The organism is Streptomyces sp. URMC 127, from assembly GCF_051386535.1.
Lineage (GTDB): Bacteria > Actinomycetota > Actinomycetes > Streptomycetales > Streptomycetaceae > Streptomyces.
In genome coordinates this window covers 1-7665 of sequence record NZ_JBPQTW010000274.1, presented here as the reverse complement: position 1 = coordinate 7665, position 7665 = coordinate 1, and the positions used below count along the sequence as shown (strand labels likewise).

Annotated in this window: 7 protein-coding genes; 2 read left to right on the top strand and 5 right to left on the bottom strand. The window is 73.3% G+C overall.

Going from position 1 to position 7665, the window contains the following annotated elements; translation table 11 throughout:
• Nucleotides 1-179 precede the first annotated feature (179 nt).
• On the bottom strand, nt 180-836 hold the full coding sequence (locus tag ACSNOH_RS31665; RefSeq protein WP_436724893.1) for an ATP-binding protein: 657 nt from the start codon (nt 834-836) through the stop codon (nt 180-182).
• A 199-nt stretch (nt 837-1035) separates the two neighbouring features.
• Here ACSNOH_RS31665 and ACSNOH_RS31660 point away from each other — a divergent pair, with 199 nt between their 5' ends.
• Nucleotides 1036-1440: a hypothetical protein gene (locus ACSNOH_RS31660; protein WP_436724892.1), complete on the top strand. Its 405-nt coding sequence runs from the start codon at nt 1036-1038 to the stop codon at nt 1438-1440.
• A 99-nt stretch (nt 1441-1539) separates the two neighbouring features.
• Here the strand turns inward: ACSNOH_RS31660 and ACSNOH_RS31655 are convergent, their stop codons facing one another.
• The 3 genes from ACSNOH_RS31655 to deoC are packed head-to-tail and all read right to left on the bottom strand — an operon-like array spanning nt 1540 to nt 4872.
• Nucleotides 1540-2427: an aldehyde dehydrogenase family protein gene (locus ACSNOH_RS31655; RefSeq protein WP_436724891.1), complete on the bottom strand. Its 888-nt coding sequence runs from the start codon at nt 2425-2427 to the stop codon at nt 1540-1542.
• A complete protein-coding gene (locus tag ACSNOH_RS31650; RefSeq protein WP_436724894.1) occupies nt 2420-3859 on the bottom strand; it encodes an aldehyde dehydrogenase family protein in 1440 nt (479 codons plus the stop codon). The genes ACSNOH_RS31655 and ACSNOH_RS31650 overlap by 8 nt, the downstream gene beginning before the upstream one ends.
• 29 nt (nt 3860-3888) lie before the next feature.
• Nucleotides 3889-4872: a deoxyribose-phosphate aldolase gene (gene deoC / locus ACSNOH_RS31645; RefSeq protein WP_436724890.1), complete on the bottom strand. Its 984-nt coding sequence runs from the start codon at nt 4870-4872 to the stop codon at nt 3889-3891.
• A 416-nt stretch (nt 4873-5288) separates the two neighbouring features.
• Between deoC and ACSNOH_RS31640 the strand changes: the two genes are divergently transcribed.
• Nucleotides 5289-5852 carry a PH domain-containing protein gene (locus tag ACSNOH_RS31640; RefSeq protein ID WP_436724889.1) on the top strand — a complete coding sequence of 188 codons (564 nt, stop codon included), beginning with the start codon at nt 5289-5291 and terminating at the stop codon, nt 5850-5852.
• Between the two features lie 48 nt (nt 5853-5900).
• Here ACSNOH_RS31640 and ACSNOH_RS31635 read toward each other — a convergent pair whose 3' ends face one another.
• Complete coding sequence (locus ACSNOH_RS31635; RefSeq protein ID WP_436724888.1) at nt 5901-7610, bottom strand: phospho-sugar mutase; 1710 nt, start codon at nt 7608-7610, stop codon at nt 5901-5903.
• Nucleotides 7611-7665: the final 55 nt, after the last annotated feature.

The following is a 7665-nucleotide window of genomic DNA, read 5'->3' as shown; positions in this document are numbered from 1 at the left end:
GAAGCGGGCCGGACAGCCGGGGGGCCTGTCCCGGCCCGCTTCTGCGCGTCCGTGCGCGGCTTCCGCGCCGGGCCGCGCGCCCCGGCGCGCTTCCGTGCGCTCACGGCCGCATCCGCAGTCCCGGTCAGGCGGTGCGCACTGCGGTGACGCGTACGGTGCCGGAGCGGCGGCCGGAACGGTCAGATCCGTACGCTCTCGCGGCGGCCCGCCGCGGCCGCGGCTATCCGGCCCATGGCCGTCTCCCGGCCGCACGCGTAAGCGCCCAGCGCCGTCTGCCGGGCCACGATGCCGCGCTCGGCGCGCATCAGCCGCAGGCCGCGCCGGACCAGGTACGGCACGGGCTTGCGGGCCTCGCGCAGGTCGCGCACCAGCCGGCGGCGGAACGTGGTCGAGGGGCGGCCGCGCAGGCACAGCGCGTCGGCCAGCACGCCCAGGTCGCGGCAGCGGTCGATGATGTCGGCGGCGAAGATGCCCTCCGCGATGAACAGCGGCGTACGCCCGATGTCGAGGACGCTCATCCCCGTGATCGAGCTGGAGGCGATCGAGTACAGCGGCACCTCCGTGCGGGACGTGCGGCACAGCGCCTCGATCGCCGCGACGGCGGCGTCGGCGTTCCACGAGAGCGGGGAGTCCCAGTCGGTGCCCGAGCCGTCCGCGAGGAGCGGCAGCGTCGGGTCCGTGGCCTCCTTGTAGAAGTCGTCCAGGTTGAGGACGGGCAGCCCGGTACGGGCGGCGAGGGACGACTTTCCGGAACCGGACGGACCGGTCAGCAGGATGACGCGCGCGGGGCTCAGGTGGGGAGTCACGGGACACCAGTGTGAGGCATTGGTCCGCATGGGGGATCCCCCCGGGTCGCATGGTGCGCGCAGCGTCACTACTCGCATACTCTGCGTTGTCGTCCGGCTGCGCACCCCGTTCTGTGCTCCGCACCCGCATCCCCCACGACCTCGGCAGGTGGCCATGGCCTCGCACGCACGACACGCACACTCCGCCAGCAAGGCGTCGAGAGCGCTACGGCGCCGGATGCTGCTGCGCGTGGGGCTGACCGTATCGGCGGGCGCGGCCTTCGCCGCGGGCGGCGCGGCCTCCGCGAGCGCCGACGCCGTGGACCCCGGCATGGGCAGCGGCGTGGCCCGCGCGCAGCTCGGCGAGACCAACATCCCCGCGGCCGTCCAGGGCGCCGACAAGGGCCTGGAGGCGGGCGCGGAGGGGATCTTCGACACGGTGAAGACCCTGCGGACCAACCCGCTGGCCGGCACGCCGGTCGACCCGTTCGACAACACCGTGGGCACCAAGGTCGGCCCCATGGAGCCGGTCACCACCAGGCCGGCGACGCAGCCGATCTCCAAGGGCGGCAGCCTGACGGACCTGCCCGTCGCGAGCAACCTGACGTCGCTGCTGCCGACCGGGCGGCCGGCGGTGCCGCCCAAGGGGCACTGAGCCCGTACGGGCCCGGATGCGAGGAGGCGGGGGGGGGGGGGGGGCCCCCCCCCCCCCCCCCCCCCCGCCTCGCTGTCTTCCCGCGTCCTTCTCGCGTCGTCAGTACGACGAGCCGCCCGCGCCCAGCGACCCCGTCGGGTGCCAGACCGTGCGCGTCTCCAGGAACGCCGTCATGCGCTCCGTGCCGGGCGCCGCGGCCCAGTCCACAGGCTGTGGACGCAGCACGCGCTTGAGGTTGTCCGCCGCGGCGACCTCCAGCTCCTTCGCGAGCTCCGCGTCCGCGCCCGCGAGGTCGATCGCGTTGACGTCCTGGTGCGCGGCCAGCGACGGCGCGATCTCCGCCGTACGGCCCGACAGGACGTTCACGACACCGCCCGGGACGTCGGAGGTGGCCAGCACCTCGCCCAGCGACAGGGCGGGCAGCGGGGCCTTCTCCGAGGCCACCACGACCACGGTGTTGCCGGTGGCGATCGCCGGGGCGATCACCGACACCAGGCCGAGGAACGACGACTCCTGCGGCGCGAGCACGGCGACGACGCCGGTCGGCTCGGTGGAGGAGACGTTGAAGAACGGGCCCGCCACCGGGTTCGTCGCACCGGTGATCTGGCCGATCTTGTCGGTCCAGCCCGCGTACCAGACCCAGCGGTCGATCGCCGCGTCCACCTGGGCCGCGGCCTTCGCCTTGGACAGGCCCTCGGCCTCGGCGACCTCCGCCACGAACTGGTCGCGGCGGCCCTCCAGCATCTCGGCGACGCGGTAGAGGACCTGGCCGCGGTTGTACGCGGTCGCGCCGGACCAGCCGCCGACGGCCTTGCGGGCCGCGACGACCGCGTCACGGGCGTCCTTGCGGGAGGACAGCGGAGCGTTGGCCAGCCAGTTGCCCTTCGAGTCGGTCACCTCGTACACCCGTCCGCTCTCGGAGCGGGGGAACTTGCCCCCGACGAACAGCTTGTAGGTCTTGAAGACACTCAGTCGTGCATCAGACATCGAGGTACGCCTCCAGGCCGTGGCGGCCGCCCTCGCGGCCGAATCCCGACTCCTTGAAGCCGCCGAACGGCGACGTCGGGTCGAACTTGTTGAACGTGTTGGCCCAGATGACACCCGCGCGCAGCTTGCTCGCGACGGCCAGCATGCGCGAGCCCTTCTCCGTCCAGATGCCGGCGGAGAGGCCGTACTGCGAGTTGTTCGCCTTGGCGACCGCCTCGCCCGGCGTGCGGAACGTCAGCACCGACAGGACCGGGCCGAAGATCTCCTCGCGGGCGATCCGGTGCGCCTGCGTGACGTTCGTGAACAGCGTCGGGCGGAACCAGAAGCCGTTCTCCGGCAGCTCGCACGCCGGGGCCCAGCGCTCGGCGCCCTCGGCCTCGCCGCTGTCGGCCAGCTCGGTGATCCGGGCCAGCTGCTCGGCGGAGTTGATCGCACCGATGTCGGTGTTCTTGTCCAGCGGGTCGCCCAGGCGCAGCGTGGACAGGCGGCGCTTGAGGGAGTCCAGCAGCTCGTCGTGAATCGACTCCTGGACCAGCAGGCGCGAGCCCGCGCAGCAGACCTGGCCCTGGTTGAAGAAGATGCCGTTCACGATGCCCTCGACGGCCTGGTCGACGGGCGCGTCGTCGAAGACGATGTTGGCGCCCTTGCCGCCCAGCTCCAGCGTGAGCTTCTTGTCCGTGCCCGCGACCGTACGGGCGATGGCCTTGCCGACCGCCGTGGAGCCGGTGAACGCGACCTTGTTGACGTCCTCGTGCGCGACGAGGGCGGCGCCCGTGGTGCCGTCACCGGTGACGATGTTGACGACGCCCTTGGGCAGGCCCGCCTGGCGGCAGATGTCCGCGAAGAACAGCGCCGACAGCGGGGTGGTCTCGGCCGGCTTCAGGACGACCGTGTTGCCCGTGGCGAGCGCCGGGGCGATCTTCCACGCCAGCATCAGCAGCGGGAAGTTCCACGGGATGACCTGGCCCGCGACGCCCAGCGGGCGGGGGTTCGCGCCGTAGCCCGCGTGGTCGAGCTTGTCGGCCCAGCCCGCGTAGTAGAAGAAGTGCGCGGCGACCAGCGGGAGGTCCGCGTCGCGGGTCTCCTTGATCGGCTTGCCGTTGTCCAGGGTCTCCAGGACGGCGAGCTCGCGGCTGCGCTCCTGGATGATCCGGGCGATGCGGAACAGGTACTTGGCGCGCTCGGCGCCCGGCAGCGCCGACCACTTCTCGAAGGCCTTGCGGGCGGCCTTCACCGCGCGGTCCACGTCCTCCGCGGAGCCCTGGGCGACCTCGGAGAGCACCTCCTCGGTGGAGGGGCTGATCGTCTTGAAGACCTTGCCGCCGGCCGCCTCGGTGAACTCGCCGTCGATGAACAGGCCGTAGGACGGGGCGATGTCGACGACCGCGCGCGACTCGGGGGCGGGAGCGTATTCGAATGCCTTGTGGGCCATGGGGTTCGCCATGTGGTTCGCCATGTCGGTCAGTCCACCGTCACGTAGTCGGGACCGGAGTAACGCCCGGTGCTCAGCTTCTGCCGCTGCATCAGCAGGTCGTTGAGGAGGCTGGAGGCGCCGAAGCGGAACCAGGTGTTGTCCAGCCACTCCTCGCCCACGGTCTCGTTGACCAGGACCAGGAACTTGATCGCGTCCTTGGTGGTGCGGATGCCGCCGGCCGGCTTCACGCCGACCTGGACGCCGGTCAGCGCGCGGAAGTCGCGCACGGCCTCCAGCATCAGCAGGGTGTTCGCCGGGGTGGCGTTGACCGCGACCTTGCCGGTCGAGGTCTTGATGAAGTCCGCGCCGGCCAGCATGCCGATCCAGGACGCGCGGCGGATGTTGTCGTACGTCGACAGCTCGCCCGTCTCGAAGATGACCTTCAGGCGGGCCTTGTCGCCGCACTCGGCCTTGACGGCCCGGATCTCCTCCAGGACGTCCATGTACCGGCCGGCCAGGAAGGCGCCGCGGTCGATGACCATGTCGATCTCGTCCGCACCGGCCTCGATCGCATCGCGCGTGTCCGCCAGCTTGACCGGCAGCGCGGCGCGGCCGGCGGGGAACGCGGTGGCGACGGAGGCGACCTTCACGTCCGTGCCGGCGAGGGCGGCCTTGGCCGTCGCCACCATGTCGGGGTAGACGCAGACGGCGGCGGTGCGGGGCGTCGTGCGGTCGGTGGGGTCGGGGTTGACGGCCTTGGCGGCCAGGGCCCGGACCTTGCCCGGGGTGTCGGCACCCTCGAGCGTCGTGAGGTCGATCATCGAGATCGCCAGGTCGATGGCGTACGCCTTCGCCGTGGTCTTGATCGAGCGGGTGCCGAGCGAGGCGGCGCGGGCCTCCAGCCCGACCGCGTCGACCCCCGGGAGTCCGTGCAGGAAGCGGCGCAGCGCACTGTCGGAGGCGGTGGCGTCCGCCAGCTCCTTCAGCCGCGTCGCGGCGTCGTTGCCGTGTGCGGTAACTGTGGTGGGCATGGTCACCAGATGAGCATATCTACGCGCGTAGCGCGTGTACACCCCTCCTGACCGGAGGGGGTGCGCGGCGGTGTCCGGCGGCGCCGGACGGGCCTTGCGGCCCGGTTAGCTGGGCGTCCGTCCGTTTGGGCAGCGGCTGCGCTCCCCTTCCGCCGCGGCGGCGAAGTGCCACGACGGCGGTGTCCGGCGGTGCCGGACCGGCCGTGGGCGGCCCTCGCTCCGGTGCGGGGCGGTCGGGCGCTTGGTCCGGGCAGCCGCTGCCCCTCCCTCCGCCGCGGCGGCGAGGTACCACGACGGTGGTGTCCGGCGGTGCCGGACGGGCCTTGCGGCCCCGCCGCGGTGCCCCCCCGGCGGCGCCGGAAGCGGCCTCGCGGCCCGGCCGCGGTGAAGCGGGCGCGTCAGGCACAATCTGGCGCATGACGAGCCCTCGCCCCGAACAGGAATTCGCCGACAGGCGCTACCGCTCGCCCGCCGGCATCGCCGGCGGTGTGCTGATGCTCGCCCTCGCCGGCTGGCTGGGCGGCGACGCCGTGGCCCGCGGCGAGGGCCGTACGCCCTGGCTGGCCCTGGCCGGCCTGTTGTGCGTCGTGCCGCTGATCATCGCCTTCACGCTGCGGCCCGCCGTCTTCGCCGGGGCCTCGCGGCTGCTCGTGCGGAACCCCTTCCGGACGATCACCCTGCCGTGGGCGGCGGTGGACGCCGTACGGGCCGGGTACTCCAGCGAGGTGCTCGCCGGCGGTTCCACGTACCAGCTGTGGTCCGTGCCCGTCTCGCTGCGGCAGCGGAAGCGGGCCGCGCGGGCCGGCGGGGAGCAGCAGGCGCCGGCCGACCAGACCGTCTCCGAGCTGCAGGAGCTCGCCGAGCGGGGCGCGTCGCGGGAGGACGCGAAGGGGGAGGTCGTGGTCCGGTGGGCGTACGAGGTGCTGGCGCCGGCGGGGGCCGGGCTGGTGTTGTTCGTGGTGCTGCTGGTGGTCGGCTGACCAAAAACGATAGGGGCCCGGGGCGTCAGCCCCGGGCCCCTTCCGGCATCAGATGCCCGCCGCCTGCGACAGGTCCGTCTTGATCGCGGTCAGGACCTCCGCCGCCTTCGCCCGCGCCGCCGCGAGGCCCGCCGCGTCGGCGACCGGGATCACCACCTCCAGGTAGCACTTGATCTTCGGCTCGGTGCCGCTCGGGCGCACGATCACCCGCGCGGCGGAGACGGTCCCCGACTCGTCACCGGCGAGGTGGTAGCGCAGGCCGTCCGTCGGCGGCAGGGACTCCGTGCCCTTCGACAGGTCCTCGGCGGACGTGATGTGCAGGCCGGCGAGGACCGTCGGCGGCTGCTCGCGCAGCCTCCGCATCGCGTCCGCGATCAGCGACAGGTCCTGGACGCGCACCGACAGCTGGTCCGTGGCGTGCAGGCCGTGCTCGACCGCGAGGTCGTCCAGGAGGTCGCTGAGGGTGCGGCCGGACTCCTTGAGCTCCGCCGCCAGCTCGGCCACCAGCAGGGCGGCCGTGATGCCGTCCTTGTCGCGGACGCCCTCCGGGTCGACGCAGTAGCCGAGCGCCTCCTCGTAGGAGTAGCGCAGCCCGTCGACGCGGGCCAGCCACTTGAAGCCGGTCAGCGTCTCCGTGTACGGCGTGCCGGTGCTCGCGGCGGCGATGCGGGAGAGGAGGGAGGACGAGACGATCGTCGTCGCGAACGTGCCGCGGGCGTTCTTGTGCACGAGGTGCGTGGCGAGCAGCGCGCCCACCTCGTCGCCGCGGAGCATCCGCCAGCCCTCGGCGCTGTCCGGGTCGGGGACGGCGACGGCGCAGCGGTCCGCGTCCGGGTCGTTGGCGATGACGATGTCCGGCTGGGCCTCGCGGGCCGTGGCGAAGGCGAGGTCCATGGCGCCCGGCTCCTCCGGGTTGGGGAACGCCACGGTCGGGAAGTCCGGGTCCGGGTCGGCCTGGGCGGCGACCACGGTCGGGGCGGGGAAGCCGGCGCGCTCGAAGGCGGCGGTCAGGACGCGGCGGCCGACGCCGTGCATGGGCGTGTAGACGACGCGGACGTCGCGGGCGGAGCCGCCGGAGAGGACGGCGTCGGTACGGGCCAGGTAGGCGCCGACGATGTCCTCGTAGCGGAGGGTCTCCCAGCCCTCGGAGGGGCGCGGGACGTCGTTCAGGCTCGCGACCGCGGCGATCTCGGCGGCGATGCCGGCGTCGGCCGGCGGGACGATCTGGGAGCCGTCGCCGAGGTAGACCTTGTAGCCGTTGTCGCGGGGCGGGTTGTGGCTGGCGGTGACCTCGATGCCGGCGACGGCGCCGAGGTGGCGGATCGCGAAGGCGAGGACGGGGGTGGGGAGGGGCTCCGGGAGGAGGACGGCCTTGAGGCCGGCGCCGACCATGACGGCGGCGGTGTCGCGGGCGAAGTCGGCGCTCTTGTAGCGGGCGTCGTAGCCGATGACGACGGTGCCGGCGCTGCCGTCCGCTGCCAGGGCCCCCTGCTTGTTCAGGTACGCGGCGAGGCCGGCGGCGGCGCGGATGACGACGGAGCGGTTCATGCGCATGGGGCCGGCGCCGAGTTCGCCGCGGAGGCCGGCGGTGCCGAACTGGAGGGTGCCGGCGAAGCGGGCGGCGAGGTCGGCGAGCTTGGCGGTGTCCCCGGCGGCGGCGCCGTCGATGAGCTGGGCCAGCTCTTCGCGGGTCTCGGGGTCCGGGTCCTCGGCGAGCCAGGCGTTGGCCTGGGCGATGAGGGCGTCGTCTCGCTCCACGGTGTCTCCTACGGAGGGTTCGTCTGGGGTATGGGGTCTGTGGTCGGGTGGGGCG